This window comes from Acinetobacter sp. (genome assembly GCF_041911495.1).
Classification (GTDB): Bacteria; Pseudomonadota; Gammaproteobacteria; order Pseudomonadales; family Moraxellaceae; genus Acinetobacter.
Window position 1 is genome coordinate 1 of the sequence record NZ_JAYROT010000064.1, and the last position, 17995, is coordinate 17995.

The following is a 17995-nucleotide window of genomic DNA, read 5'->3' on the forward strand; positions in this document are numbered from 1 at the left end:
AGCAAATTGGCCGCAGTTCTAGCTGTTACCTCAGCAACAAAGAACTCGACAAGCTTTCTTTGGGTATTTTTATCTAATTTACAACGATTTATCTTCATTTTCATAGAGTAGCACTTCTGCTAATCTACTACAGCCCCTAAATTTTTTATAAATCCCTAAAATCCTCCTTTAGTCAGGGGGATTTTTTTATCCTGCAATTTGTCGAGGTTTTATTCGACTTCTAGCATAAAGCTAACAGGACCATCGTTAATCAGATGCACCTGCATATCTGCACCAAAAATGCCTGAAGCAACATGCTCATATTGGCTACGCAAATAATTTAATAAGTCATCATATAACGCTTTCGCTTCCACTGGTGGCATCGCAGGTGCAAAGTCTGGACGCAGTCCTTTTTGGGTATTAGCGTATAATGTAAATTGTGAAATGAGCAAAACGCCACCATTCGCTTGGGCGACATTCCAACCCATTTTGCCATTTTCATCATCGAAGACACGATATTTCAAGACTTTATCAATGAGCTTTTTGCCTTTGTCTAAAGTGTCTTCACGTCCAATACCTAGTAGCACGACTAAGCCTTGATCAATCTGACCAACGATTTTGTTATCGACGCTGACGTGTGCAGACTTGGAACGCTGAATAAATGCACGCAAAATAAAACGCCTCAATGAATGATTGAGGCGAATTGTAAGATGCTCGGTATTGATCTGCAACAAGGCAGATCCATTCAGACCTTAAGAAGCCAATTTAGACTCGACTTCTGTACGCAGGTGATTATAACGATTGAGATAATTTTTCTGCATACTCTTATAGCGATTTAGTCGGCTGTTCACAGCATTTGGATTATCTACCAAAGCCACGATTTGCATGGTGCTATAGTTCAGTTGCATCACTGCATTACGTAGTCTAGCCACTTCTGGAGTGTGCACATGCAATTGTTTAAATTGCTGATTTTGACTATCTAAAGTGCCTGCAAGATCACGCAGTTCTTGACGGACTTTGCTGTTGGTGGTTTGCTTACTTGATGCAAGATCAAGCTGATCATCCAACTGCATAAATAAAGAGTTCTGCTGTGTACGAATCTGATCAAAGGCTTTTAAGTCTTCAATCAACTTCGCTTGGTAAGCTTCATCTGGATGTTCTTCTTGCGTCATGCCTGTCAGTTGCTCAAGTGTGTCTTTACAACCTACTTGCGTCAGTGCAATGGCAAAAATACATGCTGTCATGATAGCTTTTGACGCCTTTCCCCTAAGTGCGTCACCCAACGTATTCAATATGGGAAATATTTGCATTGTTGTTCCCTTTCTCAAGATTTGTTAGTTTATCATCAAAATTACCGAAGCATTTATACACAACGCTTAAATATTAATCAAGTATTATATACAAATGTACATCAAATTAGGCGGTGGATGGCTTTGCGCTTCCAGACAAATTGATAATACAAGCCTTGAAAAATAAATAAAAAGACAAATGCTGTTGCATAGCCATACCAAATTCCTTCAAGTCCCCACCAACGACTAAATAGATAGGCGAGCGGTACTTCGATCAAGAGGATACAAGCGACATTAATGAGCATGGGTTGGATGACATGACCACTGGCTCGCATGATCGCCACGAAGACCGCACTTGCACCAAAAAATAGAATCGACCACAGCACGATAAAGAGCAATTGTTGACCGAGTTCAATGACATGCGGCTCAGTGATAAATAGCGCCATTAAATATTTCGACGCCAAATAGCCGATGAGAATCAATGAGCCAGTGAGTGCAACATTCATTGCGAGAGCAGTGCGAGTAACTCGACCGACTGCATCCGAGTGATTTGAGCCGATGGCTTGGGCGGCAAAGATTGATGCAGCGATGGAAATCGAAATCGCTGGGAATTGTACATAGTTTAAAACTTGATTGACTGCACCATAAGCGGCGGTCGCTTCTGCGCCAAAGCGATTGACCAAACCAATGATAACCAAGCCTGCCACGGAAGTCGTGACCATTTGAATTCCTGTTGGCACGCTGAGTTTTAAAATCAGCATACTCATCTGTGGATGATGGCGAATCTGCTTCAGAATTTCCATATCGACTTTGAGTGGATGATTTTTCATTTTCATATAGAAAAATAGGAAAATCAGTACCAATAAATAGCCTAGAATCGTGGCAATTGCAGGTGCGATGATTCCTAATTGTGGAAAACCAAAGTAGCCTTTGATCAGCGTTGGTGTGACGATCAACCCGACAATGCTTGTGAGTCCCAAAGCAATCATTGGTGTGACGCTATCACCGACACCACGAATGATTGAGGTGTAGATAATATATAGAAAAATCAGAGGACTACCTGCAAGCATCCATTGTACGAAAGGCAAAGACAAGTGCATGATCTCATCATCTGTACCCAATAATCGAAGCAATTCTTCGGCAAAATAGACGCCAAAAATGGCAATGAGCGTACCGCCAATCAAAGTCATGAACAGCGTTGAACCGATAATGCGCTTTAACTTGTCATGATCTCGCGCACCCCAAGCTTGCCCGATCAGTACGGTACAACCCGCGGACAAGCCGATAATAAATGCAAGTAACGTAAACAAAATCGGGAAGAATACCGCAACCGCTGCAATTGCATCGACGCCCATCATCTGGCCGACAAAAACAGTATTAATCGTGCCTGATAAGCTTTGTAAAATATTGGTGGCGATCAGTGGAAGAAGAAAAAATAAAAATCGTTTCCAAAACGCTGACGAGGGTTGAGCAACTTCCATGTGAAAATCTTATTTTGATAGTGCAATTTAAGCACTCATTCTACGCTGATTCGACGTGAAAACTAGCACGGATTTGTAGCTTGAAATACTCGGAATACTTCATATTAATGATTCAAATTATTTTGAAGCAATGGATAAATGTTGTTTTCGCCATTGCTGTGGTGTGTGCTTCGTCCACAGTTTAAAAGCACGTTGAAAAGCACTTTGTTCGGAATAACCGAGTAACAGCGCTATCTCATGCAAACTCAAATGTGGATCTTGCAAATATTTAAAAGCAAGCATTTGGCGAATGGCCTGTACACGCTCTTGAAAAGTGGTGTTTTGACTTTGCAAATGGCGCTGAAGTTGTCTGACGGAGGTGTGCAGTTGTACTGCAATATATTCAATATTGAGTTGTTGCTTTTGCAATTGTTTTAAAATCGCCTGTTGCAATCGTTCATCAAGTTGCGTGGTATGTGGCAATTCTTTGAGCAATGTCTGCGCTTGCGCAGTGAGTAAATCTTGCAAGGTTTGATCGGCATGACGAATCGGCTTACTTAAGATATGACTTGGTAAAACGATCTGCGCAGTAGGCTGTGAAAATAGCACAGGACAACCGAAATAGCGTTGATAAATCATCACATCTTTTGGTGCAGCGTGCATGAAATCCACTTGGATCAACTCCACATCATCAATGTGCAAAAAATGCCGAAAAAACTGATACATGATTGCAATCGCAATCTCGTTGGTGATCTGTGTGGTAAAGACTTTGGGGACATCCCAACCGATGATGAGATGATCTTGATTTTGTTTAAATATCAATGGGCTACCGTCATAGATCAGACGATAAAAATCATGATAGCGTAATAAAGCCTCGCCAAGATGTTCGCAACTTTGAGCCAAATAACCGAGTACACCAAGATGTTTGAGCTCGACATATTTGGCAATTTCTAAGCCGAGTGCAGGTTGATCGAGTTGTTGATCGAGCTCGTTGAGCAGTAGATACCAGACTTGATAATCAAAACGCTCTAGATTCTGCACCTGTAGTAATTGAGCAGGCATCGAAACTTGATGAGCTTGGCAATATTTAAACAATAAATCGCCCAAACCACCGTATACCGAGCCTTGATAGCTTGTGATCTGTTGCATCCATGCACCATTTTTTCAACAAAGAAAGCAATAAAATGGTTATAAATCTTCTGTCGTAATTTGTCAATCAAACGCCGATGAAGTGTCAATACGTCCACTTTCCATTGCTCTACACTAGGGCCTGTTGACGTTTCAGACATGCATTGTGTTATCAGCTAAAACTACAGAAACGAGGCATGAAACGAAGGGAATGGTCACTCCCTTGCCAAGTTTCATAACGAAGTTTATGGCAGTTTTAGCGATAACCCTTCGGGACTAGGATGTTTTTTGCCGCTAGGTCGTTAGGAAAGAGTCATTTAGAATGACTAAATTTCCTCATTCCTGCCTAGTATCGTCTAAAAAACATCCATAGTCGCAAGCATCTGTGAAATGTCAACAGACCCTAAATATAGAAAATAGACAGGTGGTTTTTATGATTAAAGGATTTGTTGCAGGATTGATCGTTGTTAATGCCTTCGAATGGGTTGCACATAAATATATTTTGCATGGTACACATCGAGCAGGAAAGCCGAGATTTAGCCCTGTACCACGTAGTATGAAGTCACATTGGGAGCATCATCGTGAAGTACGTAAGCAAGCGTTTGAAGACGATGGCTATGTTGAAGGTCTGAGCAACTGGCGTACCAAAAATGAAGTGGTGTCTTTGGGCATCGTTGCAGTGACAACCAGCGCCATGTTTTATCCATTCTCTAAGGGTATGGCAGCTGCGACATGGTATAGCGCATTCAACTACTACTATATCCACCGTCGTGCACACCTTGAACCTGATTGGGCGAAAGCAAAGATTCCGTGGCACTATGACCATCACATGAATGCCAATCAAGATGCCAACTGGTGTGTGACTAAGCCGTGGTTTGACTATGTGATGGGTACACGAGTGGTGTCTTCAGCAGATTTGCAAGAGCGCAATCCACTTGGCGTCAATTTACCGAAATTTATTGAAACGCCATTGAAACAGCTGGTGGATCAATATTTCCCTGCCAAGTACGTGCAAAAAGCGGTTTCACAGAAACGTGCAACTCAGCAATCGAAAGATGCTGAAGGGCAATACGTACTTTCAATTGCATAAATCTGTGTCAAAAGCGTAAAACAAAAAATAAAACACTCAGCATAAATTTCACACTTTAATTTCTCAGTTTTATCAAAGCAATCCCTAGTTTAGGATTGCTTATTTTTTTCCAGCGCTATATTCTTGAAAACATAATGAAAATTAACACATCATTTTCCATTTTGAGAAAACTCCCATGACTCATTCCAACTGCCATCGTGCGATTAAAAAATTATTTACAACGATGAGCATCATTGCTTTAACTGGCTTTTCCACGATGAATTATGCCAAAGAGTCAACCACAGTCTTTGCCGCCGCAAGTTTGACCAATGCCCTGCAAGACATCGAAAAACTGTATGAGCAAACCTATAAAACCGATGTCAAAACCTCATTTGCAGGTTCATCGACCTTGGCAAAGCAGATCGAAGCAGGCGCACCAGTAGACATTTTCATGTCAGCAGATTTGCAGTGGATGGATTATTTGCAAAAGCAAGGTCAGGTAAATCCCAAAAATCGAGTGAATTTACTCGGTAATTCGCTAGTTTGGATTGTGCCGAAACAGCAAAAAACAAAACTCGATGTGAAAAAAGGTGCTGTGCCAGACCTTGTAAAAAATAGCCGAATCTGTACGGGAAATACAAACAGCGTACCTGTAGGAAAATATGCAAAGTCGGCACTCACTTCACTGGATTGGTGGACGACGGTACAACCAAAACTTGTAGAAACTGAAGATGTGCGTGGTGCACTGACTTTTGTGGAACGTGGTGAGTGTCAGCTCGGCATTGTCTATGCGACCGATGCTGCGATTAGCGATAAAGTCAAAGTCGTTGGTACATTCCCTGTAGGAAGCTATCCTGCGGTGGTGTATCCTGTGGCGAAACTTGATCAATCCACAGAAACACAACGTATGTATCAATTCATCCAAGGAAAAAAAGCCGAAGCGATTTTTAAAAAGTATGGCTTTATTCCACTACATCCAACTGCAAAACGTAAATAATGTTTGCGTTAAGTCCTGAAGAAATCAGCCTACTGCAACTGTCCTGTAAAGTCGCATTAGGTTGTCTTTTGCTGAATATTATTCCTGCATTATTCTTCGGTTGGCTATTGGCACGCAAAGAGTTTTTGGGGAAATCCCTGTTAGAAACATTGATCTTTCTGCCCTTAGTGCTGCCGCCTGTTGTGCCAGGTTATTTGCTGCTGCAACTATTTGGTAATAATGGCGTGATCGGCAAATATTTTAGTTACTTGGGATTCGAGTTGGCGTTTAACTGGAAAGGGGCGGTACTCGCTTCGGCAGTGATGGGCTTTCCGCTGTTGGTACAGTCGATTCGTCTTGCCATCGAATTGGTTGATCAGCGCCTAGAAATCGCCGCCATGACTCTGGGGGCATCTCGCTTTGCGGCTTTTCGGCAGATCACCTTGCCATTGGCGAGTAGTGGCATTCTGGTCGGGTTAATATTGTGTTTTTGTCGCAGTTTAGGCGAGTTTGGTGCAACCATCAGCTTTGTCGGTAACATCGCCGAAGAAACACGTACCTTACCGCTTGCGATGTACAGTCTGATGCAACAGCCGAATAGCGAAGATGCTTTAAATCGTTTAATTATCATTTCCTTAGCGATTGCTTTTCTCGCTTTGTGGTTTGCGCAGTGGTTCCAGCGTCGGCAAAAACGGCTTCGGGGTGCGCTATGACCGACGCAATGAATCAGGAAAAGTCGTCCGTGATAGATATTGATATTGTATTATCTTTGGGGCAATTTCAGCTTGAAGCGCAGTATCAGACCAATCAACAAGTGCTAGGCTTGTTTGGTGCATCAGGTGCGGGGAAAACTTCGATTTTACATAGTGTGGCGGGGATTGTGACACCGCAAAAAGGCAAGATTCATATTCAAGATCAATGCTTTTTTGATGAGAAAAACAATATCAATCAATCCGTACAACAGCGCCGTGTCGGTTTAGTCTTTCAAGATGCACAGTTATTTCCACATTTCTCGGTAAAAAAGAATTTATTGTTTGGTTTTCAGCATATTGAATCATCACAGCGACATTTTCAGTTGGATCAAGTGGTGGAATTATTGAAATTAGAGCATCTGTTAGAGCGTATGCCGATCAAACTCTCAGGCGGTGAAAAACAGCGTGTTGCGCTGGGTCGAGCGTTATTGTATTCCCCGAATATTTTGCTACTGGATGAGCCATTGTCTGCGTTAGATACAGCGCATAAGCAGGAGATTATTCCGTTCTTTCAGCAGATTCGAGATCAGACCAATATTCCGATGCTCTATGTCAGTCATGATATTAATGAAATTAAGCAACTGACTGATGAAGTGTGGTGTTTGTAGTTTGGAATATTAAGCTTGGGAAAATCTTTGGATCGTTTTGTATTGGGAAGTAAGGAATTAAACCTCATCACAGCACGACTTATTTTGACGCTCATTTGATTTTATTAGGTTTATAGTGGTTGCATCATTTTTGCAAATCACCGTATCCTATTCATTGCAGATAACTTCAAACATGCCAAGTTGCATAGGAGTTCTAATATGACTAAGAAATTGCAAGTCTATTTCTCAGATGATGCATGGCGTTCATTGCAAAATCTGATGGGTGAAAATGGCAGTCCAAGCCCAACTTTAAACGCCTTACTTGAAAGCGTGTCTTCGCACGATATACGCCCTATAGTTGCCAAAACTACAGTGAGCATACCCTTTGTACTTGATCGAGTATCGGCAGGCTTTCCGTCCCCTGCGAATGACTATATTGACCGCTCTATTGATTTAAATGAGTTTTTGATTGATAACCAATCGGCAACATTCATTGTTGAAGTTAATTCCTTATCTATGCTCAATGCTGGCATAGATGTGGGCGATCAATTGATTGTTGATCGGAGCTTAAATGCGCACGATGGTGAGATTGTTATTGCGCTTGTAGATAATGAGTTTACCGTTAAACGACTCATCATTACCCCGCAAGAAACTTATCTTAAAGCCGAAAATCCTGAATACTCAGACATACACTTTCTTGATGGTCAAGAACTGCAAATATGGGGAGTCGTTACCAATATCATTAAGCCCCTGCGTAAGCGTAAATAGTCGAGTTAGTATCATGCAGAATCGAATATTTGCACTGGTAGACATCAACAATTGTTATGTCAGTTGCGAACGTGCGTTCAGTGCTAAGCTAAATAATGTGCCCGTAATCGTGCTATCTAATAACGATGGGTGTATCATCGCCAGAAGTCAGGAAGTCAAAGACTTAGGCATAAAGATGGGTACACCATTGTTTAAGATGCAAGACATGATCAAACAGCATCAAATCCAAGTCCTATCAAGTAACTATGCCTTGTATGGTGAAATGTCACGTCGATTTCACAGCGTCCTTTTTGATTTTGTCGGTCTAGGCGAACAAGAAATTTATTCAATTGACGAATGCTTTTTAGACTTAACACGGCATCGTAATTTTGACCTTGATCAAATGGCACAGAAGATTAAAGCAAGACTTTGGCAGTGGTTAAGTTTACCTGTGTGCATCGGCATCGGTACAACTAAAACCGAAGCGAAAATAGCCAATCACATCGCCAAGAAAAATCAGCAATTTGGCGGAATTTGTAATCTTTACGAGATGAGTCTAACTGCAAAAGAAGGTTTATTTTCTCAAATTGATGTGAGTGAAGTTTGGGGAGTAGGACGTAAGCACAGTAAGAAACTGCAAAGTATCGGTATTACTAATGTATTGGACTTGGCTAGTGCAAATGATAGCTTTATACGCAAGCAGTTTTCCGTAGTCATGCAAAGAACCGTGCTTGAGCTACAAGGTACGTCATGTATCGAGATTGAACATACACCCGATGCAAAGCAACAAATCATTTCTAGTCGCTCTTTCGGACAGCGTGTGACTGAATTAGTCGATTTACAGTCTGCAATCCGTGCGTATGTACAAGATGCGTTTAAGCGTTTGCGAGATGATGCGCTCTTGTGCGGTTGTATGATGGTTTTCGTACAATCTAATCCCTTTGATGAAAGCATGCCGTTTTATAACAAATCAGTATCTTTTAGTTTTCCCGAACCAACCGACGATCTACTTTTGATGAGTAGCTATGCCACTAAGATGATTGCAACACTCTATCAAAAAGGGATTCGATTTAAAAAGTGTGGTGTGGTTTTAACGTGCCTTGAACCTAAAGCTAAACATACTTATGACTTACTCACAGACATGCAACAAGTTCAAGAAATTGAACGGCTGATGGCAACTTTTGAAAATGTGCATGATAAATTCGGCAAAGCAAAATTGTCATTGGGTGCGGTACACAATAAAAAGCATAACTGGCAAATGAGTCGTGAAAAGTTAAGTGCTAATCCGTTTCGTGTGGGGAGTTTTTTGCAAGTTAATTAGAGTTAATATTCAGTACAAATCCCTGAGAGTCATCTTGGGGATTTTTTTATTGAAAAGCATAAAAATGGTCACTGTACATCATGGCATTGTTTTGTATTTTGTTTTATTAACAAAATCACTTTTAATTTTTTGACTTGGTTGGAATCTGCCTATTACAATTCAAAGCTATGAATTTTCATCAATTATTTTGCGTAAATTTTTTACTAACATTCTGAATTAACTTAGAAAAATCTACCATTTCACTTTCAACACTTTGCTTGGCAATCGTCTGCATCTGTTGATATTTTTCAACGACTTCCAAACCAAATGCAGTGACTTGCGCACCACCACCATGTGAGCCACCTGTTTGCGTCGTTACCAAGGGCGAGATGAAATTCCGATTCATGGTATCGACCAACTGCCAAGCACGACGGTAGCTCATATTCATCTGTTTGGCTGCTTTAGAGATTGAACCTGTTGCGTGAATGGCTTGGAGTAGCTCGGCTTTCCCTGGTCCAAAGGCAATCTCATCATCATTATAAATGCGAAGTTTAAGGCTGAAATGCGCTGATTGAGTCATCGGAATGAAATTCTATTTGACGAAACGCATTGATAAATCAATAGCTTGCACATCTTTAGTCAGCGCACCCATTGAAATATAGTCCACACCAGTCGATGCAACTTCACGCAAGCGTTCCACGGTAATGTTGCCCGATGCTTCGAGTTTGCAACGCCCATCGACTAATTTCACTGCGTCAATCATTTCTTGCTGACTAAAGTTATCGAGCATCACAATATCCGCACCAGCCTCAAGTGCTTGCGATAACTCATCAAAACTTTCGACTTCGACTTCCACAGGTTTATTCGGTGCAATTTGATGCGCTTGTGCAATTGCTTGGGCAATACCACCTGCCGCCATGATGTGATTTTCTTTGATGAGGAACGCGTCAAACAAGCCAATGCGATGGTTTTGACCACCACCCATGGTTACCGCATATTTTTGTGCGATGCGTAAGCCCGGTAAGGTTTTACGAGTGTCCAAAATCTTGGTATTTAATCCATCAAGTAATTTCACATAACCGTTCACTTTGGTTGCTACCGCAGATAAAGTCTGGACGAAGTTGAGCGCAGGACGTTCACCTGTGAGTAAGCTACGTGCGTTGCCTTTGAGTTCTAAAAAGGCTTCATTGGCAAGCACAGTATCGCCATCATTTTTTAACCAAATCACTTCAACAGTTGGATCAAGTTGGGCAAATATTGCATCGACCCACGGACGACCTGCAAGCACCATGTCTTCCCGAGTAATCACACGTGCGTGGGCAATCTCGTCCGCAGGCGTGAGCTGTGCGGTAATGTCGCCATCGCCAATATCTTCTGCAAGGGCATGTTGGACATTAATTTGGATCGCTTGTTCAAGCATCGTTGACGAAATCATGGTGTACTCAAAAAGGGATGATGAAAATTGAGGCTGATTATAGCGGATTTTTTGTGATGGCTGATATGCCCTGTATGACTTACTGAAAAATAATCAATGCAGAAAAAGATTTACACAGCGCACGTGCAACAACTCAAGTAATATAATGCGTATGACATCAGATTAAATAAAATTTTGCGCATCATGACTGGACTAAAAATTGAACAGGGGCGATTGAATATCGCTCAGCAAATTGCTTCACCGAACTTTAACGCACGACCTGAGCAGACCGATATTCGTCTGGTAGTGATTCATAATATTAGCTTGCCACCATCGCAGTTTGGTGGTGGTTATATCGAGCAATTTTTTCAAAATCAACTCGATCACAGCAAGCATCCTTATTTTGAAACCATTCGAGGCATGCAGGTTTCAGCGCATTTGCTGATTTTGCGCACTGGAGAGCTTTTACAGTTTGTCAACTTTAACGATCGAGCTTGGCATGCAGGGCGTTCGAGCTATCTCGGGCAAGTGGAATGTAATGATTATTCTATCGGTATCGAGCTTGAGGGCAGTGATGATTTACCCTTTGAGGATGTGCAATATCAACAACTCAGCCAAGTGATTATTGCATTAGAAAAAGCCTATCCAAAAACCAAACAACATCTAGCAGGGCATTCGGATATTGCGCCACAGCGTAAGACCGATCCAGGTGATTTTTTTGATTGGCAAAAGTTGCGTCAGCTTTTACAGCAGACACGTTCTACATAAATTCATTGGATTTACATGGTCTAGCACATGCAAATTCTAAAAATTCATCTACAATAAGCACTTTTAAAATTGGGAAAACGGCGATGGCGTTATGGCGCTCTACGGTCATTGTCAGTGCGATGACCATGTTGTCACGCATCTTAGGCTTGATACGAGATATGGTCTTGCTCAATGTATTTGGTGCAGGAAAAGACTTCGATACCTTCGTGGTGGCGTTCCGTATCCCTAATTTCTTTCGGCGACTGTTTGCTGAAGGCGCATTTTCTCAAGCCTTTATTCCCGTACTCACAGAATATAAAACCTCAAAAACGCATGAAGAAGTGCAAATACTCGTTAGTCGTGTATTTGGTGGATTATTGCTGATCATGAGTTTGCTGACCATGATTGCGATGGTGGCGGCGCCTGCGATTCTCTACGTCTATGCAGGTGGTTTCGCTGATGATCCTGCAAAATTCGCACAGCTCATTGATTTATTTCGTCTGACTTTTCCATACTTGTTATTTATGTCGTTGACGGCATTTGCAGGAAGTATTTTGAATAGTTATGGCTCGTTTACCACACCTGCATTTGCGCCTGTATTACTCAATCTGAGTATGATTTTTGCGGCATTATTTTTAGCACCAAAAATGTATCCTGATCCTGCGATCATGTCATTGGGTTGGGGCGTGTTGATTGCAGGGGTATTACAAATTGCTTTACAGCTCCCGCAGTTATGGCGTAAAAAATTGCTGATTCCACCAAAGCTCGATTTTAAGCATGAAGGGGTACAGCGTATTTTAAAATTGATGTTGCCTGCGTTGTTTGGTGTGTCGGTGACACAGATCAATTTATTGCTCAATACCTTTTGGGCATCTCATATGCAAGATGGTTCGGTATCGTGGCTGTATACCGCAGAGCGAATGACTGAGTTGCCACTGGGCTTGATTGGTGTGGCGATTGGTACAGTGATTTTACCCTCGCTCTCTAGTCGCCATGCAGAGCAAGATGCCACAAAATTTCGTGCCATGATCGACTGGGCAGCGAAAGTCATTATCTTGGTGGGTGTACCTGCCAGTATTGCATTGGGTATGCTTGCTACACCGATTATTCAAACGCTGTTCCAACATGGTGAATTTACCCTACGTGATACGCAAATGACCGCTTTGGCATTGCAATGTATGAGCGCAGGCGTGATTTCATTTATGTTGATCAAAGTGTTTGCACCAGGATTTTATGCACAGCAAGATACCAAAACCCCTGTACGTATCGGTTTAATCACCGTGTTCGCCAACATGCTCATTACCATTATTCTGCTTGGGATTTTCCATCTCATCGGTTGGAAAGAGCAACACATGGCACTAGCACTTGCTTCATCAGGCTCGGCGTTGGTAAATGCAGGATTGCTCTATGTAGCATTGCATCGTCGGAATATTTATCGTTTTGAAGGGCATTGGAAAAAAACCATAGTGCAATTCTCCATTGCGAATATTGCGATGATCATTGCTTTATGGTTCGGTTTACAATGGTTTGATGGCGATGCAAGTGCTTGGATGCGCATTCTAATGCTTGCGCTACTGTGTATCGTTGGTGCAGCGACTTATGCTGTTGCGTTATTGTTGGTTGGATTTCGACCTCGACACTTACGACCTTAAACAGCTATTGCACCTCAATTAATGTTATATCCCATAAAAAAAGCTGTCCGAAGACAGCTTTTGGAGGAAGGTAAAATCGTTTTCTATGCCGATTCTATTTTGGTCACATTAACTACCAAACAGATTTTGGAATAGATTGCTAAACTTCTTACTACGAGAAACCACGCTGAGTTTTTGGTTATTGAGCTTAGCGAGTGCTTGGCTTTCTTCAGTCGAAGGTTTTGATGCAGCAGACAACTTTGCGCTTTGGATCATTTTATCCAGTGCAGTCAGTTGGCTCGCATCTTTCACCGTTGCTGTGGTCTTTTTCGCATCGGCAACAGATTTGATAATTGACGCTTCTTGCTTAGGCGTTTGCGGTTGAATTTGAGCTGAGTGTGTATATGACGCGAAACCGACAGTCATGCTCAACATCAGCATTACCGATTTAACTTGCATCACGGACTCCCCGATAGGCTATTGATTGTATCCACAATCGTTGTTGTAAATAATAAAATTCTCATTAATAACTAAAATACTATGCTTGATGACAGATTTCAAACTTTATTTATTATTTTTGTTAAATATGTCGCTTTTTATGTTGATTTATCTGGGTATTTCACAAATTATTTTGTAAATAAAAGGGTAGGAAGTGACAATTTTTGCGAATTGGGTGGGTGTTTACAATGAAAGACGAATGGATTAGTTAAAGAAACGTAAAAGGATTGGCAACATACAGACTAACAACAACAGTGCAGAACTGCGGTAGAGTTGCTCTTGGTTGATGCCTTTGAAGCGACCCGTCAGTAAGCGACTGCCGTAAAACATCCAAAATAAAGCCGATGGAATCAATACTGCACTAAATAGCAACATGCTGAGGGCATAGCTTTCGATATTGCTCCACGTTTCGTGTGGGAATATTCCGACAGAGAACAGTGCTGCTTTTGGATTCTTAAAGGTGGAGTAAAACAGTTGCATGGCTTTGATATTTTTATTGCGTTGACTATGCGCATGCAGATGTTTCATTTTCCACAGACGAAATGCGAGCCAAAAAACATAGATCGCACTGGCAAAATGGAGAATATCAATAAATAAAGGCCAAATATCATCGGTAAATGCAACGATCAACCACCACAGTGCCATCGCATACATATAGCCAATCAACTCCGCAGGAATCAAGCGAAGTGATTTTTGCATACCGATTTGCTGTGCAGAACTCGCCAACAATGCGTTGGTTGGTCCAGGGATAATCATCACAGCAAACAGTGCAATAAGAATAAAGCCATATTCGATCATAAAAGTGGTTCAATAGTCACAGGGATCTGTGAGGAAGTTAGGAGAGCGTAAGTTAAACAATTATGATGCAATTCCCAAGATAATATTGCTGAAAATTGCATCAAAGTATGAGTTTGTAACTTGCACTATTTGAAAATAGTGTTGCATGACAATGTGTTGAGGATTTGGTTAATTACTTGTACGTGGATTTTGAATTGGACAATTTTTAAATTGTGCCGCTTGTGCGATTGCATCTTGTTGACCATAGAGTTTAGCAATTTCTGTGCGTTTGCTGTTGCTCGATTGCCCCATATTCACTGAGATGTTCGGGCGAACGCCCCAACCGCCACCCCAGCCACCGACACCAAGTCCGACACCAACGCCCATACCTGTACGCTTTTCAGGTTCAACACCATCACTGACATATTTGCCGATACGTGCGTATTCGGTGTGAAGCTGTGCGCAGTTCCACGATTGATACTGGGTTGGTGAAACATAGGCGGGTTTGACTGGACCAGTTGCACAAGCACCTAGAATAAGGCTTGACGCCAAAGCAGTTGCTAAAGTGAGTTTATTCATTATTCACGCTCAATCTCGTCAAATAGTTGGCGGTAAGTCTGTGTCAGCTTGTGATCTGCAGCCAAGTGAATCAACGGTAGATTCTTCAGGTGCGATTCTTTCATCATCACAGATGGCGGTAGCATGGTGTCAAATACAGGCAGTTGATCCTGACGAAGCTGTGCCACGATTTCCTTTGGAAGCTTGGCTTGGGCTTGGAACTGATTGACAATCACACCTTCCACAGCCAAGTCATCATTATGATCTTGACGAGTTTCGACGACATTTTCAAGTAGCGTGAGTAATGCACGGTGTGAGAACACGTCACAGTCAAATGGAATCAAGACACGATTCGACGCAATCAACGCAGACAAGGTAAAGAAGTTAAATGCTGGCGGGGTGTCAATATAGACCCGATCATATTGTGATGCGATTTTATGCAAAGCATCACGCAGTTTGTAAATTTTATGTTTCGATTCAAGCGCATGCTCTAGTGAGCCAAGCTCTGCACTCGATGGAATCACATGCAAATTTGGAAACGGACTTTGATGAATCACGGCATCTAAGCCTTTGACTTTATTATTTAAGATCGAACCAATTGCCGAACCGAGAATGCCTTTGCCTTGAGGTTGAGCCACGACCTCTTCAAAGAAGTGATACATATTCGGGCCAAAAGTTGGCAGTTCCGTACCTGTGTGCAAACTGTCATGTGCACTGCCTAGAATGTATTGACTTGAGTTCGATTGTGGATCAAGATCGATCACTAAAGTACGATAGCCCTGTGCGGCACTGATCGCTGCTAAGTTAACGGTAATGCTTGATTTGCCTACACCACCTTTTTGGTTAAATACAACGCGAGTTAGCATGTTGTTCTCCATTCCTTCTTTTGGTTGTATCGAACCAATTCAAAAAACAAGTTAGTAAAATCAGTCAAAAAATATGTTAGTAATGACATCATTAAAAAACAATCTGTTCAAAATCTAGCCGAGCTGTGGTTTGATCCCGATCAAAGCGAATAAGGCAAGAAATGCCACAATCGCAATCACTAAGCCTGCTTGACGTTGCACCAATAAACGCGCTGACTTGCGACTAAATGCTTTGAATGATGCAGATAAAATCACCAAAAATAAAATCACTTTGGCATAAAACCACATTTCAACCTGAAATTGATTGTCCCAAAGGAGCCACAATCCCGACAAAATCAACACACTATAACTGAAATGTTGTAGTCCGACGATGATCTTGTTGGACACAGTGCGTTCAACCGTCCACTTTTTTAAAATCAAAATCGGAAAAGCACGTACAATCAATAAAATAAACACCAAACTGGCAATCGACATATGTATGATTTTAATCAATAGGTGCTGATCCATAGTAGTTCTCTAGCTAAAATAGTGGCTTGAAATGAAAAATAATAATAAAAAACTGAAATAAAGTTAACTGCTTGCATGCTTTGGTGCGTGCGCACAATTTGGACTGTCAGGACGTTCACCTGTCCATTCATCCTGAGTATAGGCATGAATAGCTAAGGCGTGAATCTTGGAAGACGCAAGTAAATCACCGACTAAGCCATAGACTTTTTGATGGCGTTGCACCAAGCGCAAACCTTGAAAAACATCACTGACAATGGTCACTTTAAAATGACTTTCTTTCCCAGGGAAATAACCACCATGACCTGAGGATTCATTCAAAATTTCCAAATGGATTGGTGAGAATTGTTGTAGTAATTCTTCAAGTTGAGTTTGCAGTTGCATGAGGCGACCTTTAATTCAAATATAACGCAAAAAAATTGTGCAAGGAGTGGCTACAAATATAGCATATTTCAAGCAAAACGAAGTTTTCTTCAAGGTCATATGATTCCACGCAAAAAAACACCGCATCATGAGCGATGCGGTATTTTTAATATTGCTTAACAATATGTGTTTAGCGGTTTGCTTGTTGATACAGTGGCATTACTTTTGGCATTAAAGCTTGTAAGTTTTGAATACGATTCGATGGATTCGGGTGGGTACTCAAAAATTGCGGAGAGCTACCACTACTTGCCGAGATCATTTTTTTCCATAGGCTAATTGACGCATTCGGGTTATACCCTGCACGTGCCATCAGCTCGGTGCCTAATATATCGGCTTCAGACTCCTGCGTACGGTTATTCGGTAAGCTGATACCGATCTGACCAACCATCTGCGCAAGTTGCGCTTGACCCTCAGATAGTCCAGTCGCTGCCGCTAAAATGCTTAATCCTGCTTGTTGTGCATATTGGCGAGAGACATTCTCACGACCATGTTCACGTAGTGCATGCGCCATCTCGTGCCCCATGATCGCAGCGATTTCGTCATCAGTGAGTTTGAGGCGATCGATGATGCCAGTGTAGAACATGATTTTGCCACCTGGCGCACAGAACGCATTTAGCTCATCACTTTTAATTAAGTTCACTTCCCATTTCCAAGAAGAAGCTTCTGGACGAAGCACTTTTGCTTGTGGAATCAAACGGTTGGCAATGCGCTGTAAGCGTGCTTTTTGGGCGCTATTGGTGTTCAATACACCTTTTGCCTGTGCTTGCGCTTTCATTTGGTTGTAGCTTTGCGCAGATAAGGCATTGATCTCGCTGTCAGATACCAGTAGTAATTGTTTGCGGTCTACACCCGTGGTACTTGTCGATGTTGAACTGGTACATCCTGTCACCGCCAAAGCACTTGCCAATACTGTTACGTTTAAAAACTTCTTCATTGTTACTCCGAGATTTTTACTATTTCTAGACTCAGTGTATAACGATGATATTGCGAATTAAGTATAAAAATTGATAACGAGAGCTGACAACGTAGACAAAAGATGAATAAACCTGATAACAAAGGATAAAGAAAAGATGAATAAATGTGCATTCGGCGATTCAGAAATCGAAAACTGCTTGACCAAAATCGCCAATGCGCTATGATGTGGCGCATGCGGGAATAGCTCAGTTGGTAGAGCACAACCTTGCCAAGGTTGGGGTCGCGAGTTCGAGTCTCGTTTCCCGCTCCAAATTCTAAAAGCCTCAATCAAAAGATTGGGGCTTTTTTTATGCCTGCTTTCAATCACTTAGAAAG

21 protein-coding genes, 1 tRNA gene and 1 pseudogene are annotated in these 17995 nt (G+C 41.8%); 9 read left to right on the plus strand and 14 right to left on the minus strand.

The window, feature by feature from the left end:
• The 5 genes and pseudogenes from ACE3PQ_RS08550 to ACE3PQ_RS08570 all read right to left on the minus strand — a co-directional run.
• A pseudogene (locus tag ACE3PQ_RS08550) lies at nucleotides 1-98 on the minus strand (IS1595 family transposase); the annotation flags it as partial.
• Between the two features lie 111 nt (nucleotides 99-209).
• Complete coding sequence (dtd, locus tag ACE3PQ_RS08555) at nucleotides 210-650, minus strand: D-aminoacyl-tRNA deacylase (protein WP_374296956.1); 441 nt, start codon at nucleotides 648-650, stop codon at nucleotides 210-212.
• A gap of 81 nt (nucleotides 651-731) precedes the next feature.
• On the minus strand, nucleotides 732-1223 hold the full coding sequence (locus ACE3PQ_RS08560; protein ID WP_374296923.1) for a hypothetical protein: 492 nt from the start codon (nucleotides 1221-1223) through the stop codon (nucleotides 732-734).
• Nucleotides 1224-1390: 167 nt separating this feature from the next.
• On the minus strand, nucleotides 1391-2749 hold the full coding sequence (locus ACE3PQ_RS08565) for an MATE family efflux transporter (protein WP_374296925.1): 1359 nt from the start codon (nucleotides 2747-2749) through the stop codon (nucleotides 1391-1393).
• A gap of 117 nt (nucleotides 2750-2866) precedes the next feature.
• On the minus strand, nucleotides 2867-3877 hold the full coding sequence (locus tag ACE3PQ_RS08570) for an AraC family transcriptional regulator ligand-binding domain-containing protein (RefSeq protein ID WP_374296927.1): 1011 nt from the start codon (nucleotides 3875-3877) through the stop codon (nucleotides 2867-2869).
• Between the two features lie 412 nt (nucleotides 3878-4289).
• Here ACE3PQ_RS08570 and ACE3PQ_RS08575 point away from each other — a divergent pair, with 412 nt between their 5' ends.
• The 6 genes from ACE3PQ_RS08575 to ACE3PQ_RS08600 all read left to right on the plus strand — a co-directional run bounded on the left by ACE3PQ_RS08575 (nucleotide 4290) and on the right by ACE3PQ_RS08600 (nucleotide 9308).
• On the plus strand, nucleotides 4290-4946 hold the full coding sequence (locus tag ACE3PQ_RS08575) for a sterol desaturase family protein (protein ID WP_374296930.1): 657 nt from the start codon (nucleotides 4290-4292) through the stop codon (nucleotides 4944-4946).
• A 175-nt stretch (nucleotides 4947-5121) separates the two neighbouring features.
• Nucleotides 5122-5922 carry a molybdate ABC transporter substrate-binding protein gene (modA, locus tag ACE3PQ_RS08580; RefSeq protein WP_374296932.1) on the plus strand — a complete coding sequence of 267 codons (801 nt, stop codon included), beginning with the start codon at nucleotides 5122-5124 and terminating at the stop codon, nucleotides 5920-5922.
• Nucleotides 5919-6614, plus strand: a complete 696-nt coding sequence (gene modB, locus ACE3PQ_RS08585; protein WP_374296958.1) for a molybdate ABC transporter permease subunit — start codon at nucleotides 5919-5921, stop codon at nucleotides 6612-6614. The genes modA and modB overlap by 4 nt, the downstream gene beginning before the upstream one ends.
• Nucleotides 6615-6643: 29 nt before the next feature.
• Nucleotides 6644-7261, plus strand: a complete 618-nt coding sequence (locus tag ACE3PQ_RS08590) for an ATP-binding cassette domain-containing protein (RefSeq protein WP_374296960.1) — start codon at nucleotides 6644-6646, stop codon at nucleotides 7259-7261.
• 258 nt (nucleotides 7262-7519) lie between these two features.
• Nucleotides 7520-8008 (plus strand): LexA family protein, encoded by a 489-nt coding sequence (locus tag ACE3PQ_RS08595; RefSeq protein WP_374296962.1) that lies wholly within the window; start codon nucleotides 7520-7522, stop codon nucleotides 8006-8008.
• A 13-nt stretch (nucleotides 8009-8021) separates the two neighbouring features.
• A complete protein-coding gene (locus ACE3PQ_RS08600; protein WP_374296934.1) occupies nucleotides 8022-9308 on the plus strand; it encodes a DUF4113 domain-containing protein in 1287 nt (428 codons plus the stop codon).
• Nucleotides 9309-9486: 178 nt separating this feature from the next.
• On the opposite strand, the gene ACE3PQ_RS08605 is transcribed toward ACE3PQ_RS08600, so the two are convergent.
• Together ACE3PQ_RS08605 and nadC are read right to left on the minus strand one after the other, a co-directional pair.
• The gene (locus tag ACE3PQ_RS08605; protein ID WP_374296936.1) at nucleotides 9487-9867 is read right to left on the minus strand and encodes a winged helix-turn-helix domain-containing protein; all 381 of its coding nucleotides are present in this window, start codon (nucleotides 9865-9867) and stop codon (nucleotides 9487-9489) included.
• A 12-nt stretch (nucleotides 9868-9879) separates the two neighbouring features.
• Nucleotides 9880-10722 carry a carboxylating nicotinate-nucleotide diphosphorylase gene (nadC, locus tag ACE3PQ_RS08610; RefSeq protein ID WP_374296938.1) on the minus strand — a complete coding sequence of 281 codons (843 nt, stop codon included), beginning with the start codon at nucleotides 10720-10722 and terminating at the stop codon, nucleotides 9880-9882.
• A 183-nt stretch (nucleotides 10723-10905) separates the two neighbouring features.
• Here nadC and ampD point away from each other — a divergent pair, with 183 nt between their 5' ends.
• Nucleotides 10906-11469 (plus strand): 1,6-anhydro-N-acetylmuramyl-L-alanine amidase AmpD, encoded by a 564-nt coding sequence (ampD, locus tag ACE3PQ_RS08615; protein WP_374296940.1) that lies wholly within the window; start codon nucleotides 10906-10908, stop codon nucleotides 11467-11469.
• Between the two features lie 83 nt (nucleotides 11470-11552).
• Nucleotides 11553-13100 carry a murein biosynthesis integral membrane protein MurJ gene (gene murJ, locus ACE3PQ_RS08620; protein WP_374296942.1) on the plus strand — a complete coding sequence of 516 codons (1548 nt, stop codon included), beginning with the start codon at nucleotides 11553-11555 and terminating at the stop codon, nucleotides 13098-13100.
• 108 nt (nucleotides 13101-13208) lie between these two features.
• Here the strand turns inward: murJ and ACE3PQ_RS08625 are convergent, their stop codons facing one another.
• From ACE3PQ_RS08625 to ACE3PQ_RS08655, 7 genes are all read right to left on the minus strand, one after another.
• Nucleotides 13209-13538: a hypothetical protein gene (locus tag ACE3PQ_RS08625; protein ID WP_374296944.1), complete on the minus strand. Its 330-nt coding sequence runs from the start codon at nucleotides 13536-13538 to the stop codon at nucleotides 13209-13211.
• Nucleotides 13539-13781: 243 nt separating this feature from the next.
• On the minus strand, nucleotides 13782-14375 hold the full coding sequence (locus ACE3PQ_RS08630; protein ID WP_374296946.1) for a LysE family translocator: 594 nt from the start codon (nucleotides 14373-14375) through the stop codon (nucleotides 13782-13784).
• A gap of 168 nt (nucleotides 14376-14543) precedes the next feature.
• Nucleotides 14544-14933: a hypothetical protein gene (locus ACE3PQ_RS08635; protein WP_374296948.1), complete on the minus strand. Its 390-nt coding sequence runs from the start codon at nucleotides 14931-14933 to the stop codon at nucleotides 14544-14546.
• Nucleotides 14933-15778 (minus strand): ParA family protein, encoded by an 846-nt coding sequence (locus tag ACE3PQ_RS08640; RefSeq protein ID WP_374296950.1) that lies wholly within the window; start codon nucleotides 15776-15778, stop codon nucleotides 14933-14935. Before ACE3PQ_RS08640 ends, ACE3PQ_RS08635 begins: the two co-directional genes overlap by 1 nt.
• A 114-nt stretch (nucleotides 15779-15892) precedes the next feature.
• Nucleotides 15893-16285, minus strand: a complete 393-nt coding sequence (locus ACE3PQ_RS08645) for a SirB2 family protein (RefSeq protein WP_298891908.1) — start codon at nucleotides 16283-16285, stop codon at nucleotides 15893-15895.
• A 63-nt stretch (nucleotides 16286-16348) separates the two neighbouring features.
• Nucleotides 16349-16666, minus strand: coding sequence for a BolA family protein (locus tag ACE3PQ_RS08650; RefSeq protein ID WP_374296953.1), 318 nt, complete (start codon nucleotides 16664-16666; stop codon nucleotides 16349-16351).
• 169 nt (nucleotides 16667-16835) lie between these two features.
• Nucleotides 16836-17639: a M48 family metallopeptidase gene (locus ACE3PQ_RS08655; RefSeq protein WP_374296954.1), complete on the minus strand. Its 804-nt coding sequence runs from the start codon at nucleotides 17637-17639 to the stop codon at nucleotides 16836-16838.
• A gap of 215 nt (nucleotides 17640-17854) precedes the next feature.
• Here ACE3PQ_RS08655 and ACE3PQ_RS08660 point away from each other — a divergent pair.
• Nucleotides 17855-17930: transfer RNA gene (locus ACE3PQ_RS08660), tRNA-Gly, on the plus strand.
• Nucleotides 17931-17995 lie beyond the last annotated feature (65 nt).

Excerpts from the sequence above, each read along its gene's own strand:
- murJ (WP_374296942.1), top strand. The coding sequence starts at position 11,553 with ATGGCGTTATGGCGCTCTACGGTCATTGTCAGTGCGATGACCATGTTG.
- modA (WP_374296932.1), top strand. The coding sequence starts at position 5,122 with ATGACTCATTCCAACTGCCATCGTGCGATTAAAAAATTATTTACAACG.
- ACE3PQ_RS08605 (WP_374296936.1), bottom strand. The coding sequence starts at position 9,867 with ATGACTCAATCAGCGCATTTCAGCCTTAAACTTCGCATTTATAATGAT.
- ACE3PQ_RS08600 (WP_374296934.1), top strand. The coding sequence starts at position 8,022 with ATGCAGAATCGAATATTTGCACTGGTAGACATCAACAATTGTTATGTC.
- nadC (WP_374296938.1), bottom strand. The coding sequence starts at position 10,722 with ATGATTTCGTCAACGATGCTTGAACAAGCGATCCAAATTAATGTCCAA.
- ACE3PQ_RS08655 (WP_374296954.1), bottom strand. The coding sequence starts at position 17,639 with ATGAAGAAGTTTTTAAACGTAACAGTATTGGCAAGTGCTTTGGCGGTG.
- ACE3PQ_RS08575 (WP_374296930.1), top strand. The coding sequence starts at position 4,290 with ATGATTAAAGGATTTGTTGCAGGATTGATCGTTGTTAATGCCTTCGAA.
- ACE3PQ_RS08565 (WP_374296925.1), bottom strand. The coding sequence starts at position 2,749 with ATGGAAGTTGCTCAACCCTCGTCAGCGTTTTGGAAACGATTTTTATTT.
- ACE3PQ_RS08595 (WP_374296962.1), top strand. The coding sequence starts at position 7,520 with ATGGGTGAAAATGGCAGTCCAAGCCCAACTTTAAACGCCTTACTTGAA.
- ACE3PQ_RS08635 (WP_374296948.1), bottom strand. The coding sequence starts at position 14,933 with ATGAATAAACTCACTTTAGCAACTGCTTTGGCGTCAAGCCTTATTCTA.
- ACE3PQ_RS08645 (WP_298891908.1), bottom strand. The coding sequence starts at position 16,285 with ATGGATCAGCACCTATTGATTAAAATCATACATATGTCGATTGCCAGT.
- ACE3PQ_RS08650 (WP_374296953.1), bottom strand. The coding sequence starts at position 16,666 with ATGCAACTGCAAACTCAACTTGAAGAATTACTACAACAATTCTCACCA.
- ACE3PQ_RS08570 (WP_374296927.1), bottom strand. The coding sequence starts at position 3,877 with ATGCAACAGATCACAAGCTATCAAGGCTCGGTATACGGTGGTTTGGGC.
- ACE3PQ_RS08625 (WP_374296944.1), bottom strand. The coding sequence starts at position 13,538 with ATGCAAGTTAAATCGGTAATGCTGATGTTGAGCATGACTGTCGGTTTC.
- ACE3PQ_RS08630 (WP_374296946.1), bottom strand. The coding sequence starts at position 14,375 with ATGATCGAATATGGCTTTATTCTTATTGCACTGTTTGCTGTGATGATT.
- ampD (WP_374296940.1), top strand. The coding sequence starts at position 10,906 with ATGACTGGACTAAAAATTGAACAGGGGCGATTGAATATCGCTCAGCAA.
- ACE3PQ_RS08640 (WP_374296950.1), bottom strand. The coding sequence starts at position 15,778 with ATGCTAACTCGCGTTGTATTTAACCAAAAAGGTGGTGTAGGCAAATCA.
- ACE3PQ_RS08560 (WP_374296923.1), bottom strand. The coding sequence starts at position 1,223 with ATGACAGCATGTATTTTTGCCATTGCACTGACGCAAGTAGGTTGTAAA.